We start from the raw sequence: 1513 nt of genomic DNA on the forward strand, positions 1-1513 counted from the left end.
GCCCCACCGGCCCCGCGCCGGCCGGCTCACCACAGCTTGCCGTGCCAGTTCAGGCCCTTGAGCAGCCGCACGCTCACCCGTCCCGTGCTGGACACGGTCGCGCGGCCGATCCGCTTGGTGACGGAGAGCCCGGAGCGCGAGGCGTTGAGCCGCAGCCCCCTGCCCAGGCGCTTGGACCAGCGGAACGTGAGCGGCACGGTCGTCTCCAGGGGGTCGTGGGGAACCTGGCGGGACAACGCGCGGACCGGCGCGGCGGTGCCGGTGCGGGAGCGGCGGCACCCGCTCGGCCTAGGCTGCCCGGCGTGCACCGCGTCGACGACGACCTGCCGGGCGACGTCCCGGGCGAGCTGCCCGAGGACTCGCCGGAGGACCTGCTCACCGCTCTCGTCGAGGCCGTCACCGCCCGCACCCGCGACCCCGCGCCCGCCGTCCGGGCGCTGCGGGAGGTCCTCACCGGCGACCGGCCCGACTGGGCCGCGCGCGCGGCGCGCGCGCTGGCCGCCCTCGAGGCGGCCGCCCGCGCGCGCGGCACCACCTTCGCCGCCGCCCCGGCGCAGCAGCGGCTGGCCGTGCTGGAGGACCTGCGCGCCGACGCCGACCAGCGCTGGCTGGCCGCGCTGGTCCAGGACGTCCACCACGCCGACCCCGCGACGTGGGCCGAGGTCGGCTGGCGGCCCGGCACCACCGTCGACGACGTGGACCCCGACGCCCTGGCCGCCCTCGACGACCTGGCGCGCTCGCTGACCCCGCCGCAGCGGGTGGCCGAGCGCTACGACGTCGTCGTCGTGGGCTCCGGCGCCGGCGGCGGGGTCGCGGCGTGGAAGCTGGCCGCGTCCGGGCGGCGGGTGCTGCTCGTGGAGCGGGCCGCCTGGACGGGCACCGCCGCCCTCGCCCGCGACCACCTGCGCAACCCGCGCTCGCCGTCGGGGCTGGCCGGGACGGGCGAGCCGCGCGAGCCGCGCTCGCTGCTCACGCCCGCCGGCCGCTCCCTGCACCGGCCGGGGGACCCCCGCTGGGGCGCCAACGCGATGACCGTCGGCGGCGGCACCCGCCTCTACGGGGCGCAGGCCTGGCGCTTCGCCCCCGACGACTTCCGGATGGCCACCCGCTACGGCGTCCCCGACGGCAGCGCCCTCGCGGACTGGCCGATCGACCACGACGACCTCGAGCCCTACTACGACGAGGCCGAGTGGGAGCTCGGCGTCAGCGGCCGCGCCGGCGGGGACCCGTGGGCGGGACCGCGCTCGCGGGACTACCCGATGCCGCCGCTGCCGGCCACCGCGCAGGTGGCGCTGCTGGAGCGCGGCGCCCGCGCGCTGGGCCTGGGCACGCTGCCGGTGCCGCTGCTGGTGAACTCCCGCCCCCGCGACGGGCGCGGCGCGTGCGTGCGCTGCACGCAGTGCGTGGGGTTCGCCTGCCCGGTCGGCGCCCGCGGCGGCAGCCACACCACGGCGCTGCCGCGGGCCCTGGCCACCGGCGCCTGCACGGTCGTCGCCGGTGCGCGCGCCGAGCG

The 1513-nt window shown here is 80.0% G+C and carries 2 protein-coding genes; one reads left to right on the plus strand and one right to left on the minus strand.

Features of this window, described 5'->3' with window-relative positions:
• Positions 1-26 precede the first annotated feature (26 nt).
• Entirely contained in the window at positions 27-197 is a 171-nt protein-coding gene (locus GTQ99_RS23145) for a DUF4236 domain-containing protein (RefSeq protein WP_166618003.1), read from the minus strand.
• Between the two features lie 105 nt (positions 198-302).
• On the opposite strand from GTQ99_RS23145, the gene GTQ99_RS27340 reads away from it, so the two are divergent.
• Positions 303-1513 (plus strand): NAD(P)-binding protein (locus GTQ99_RS27340; protein WP_166618004.1); only part of this gene is annotated, 1211 nt, incomplete at its 3' end.

Source organism: Kineococcus vitellinus, assembly GCF_009906315.1.
Lineage (GTDB): Bacteria > Actinomycetota > Actinomycetes > Actinomycetales > Kineococcaceae > Kineococcus > Kineococcus vitellinus.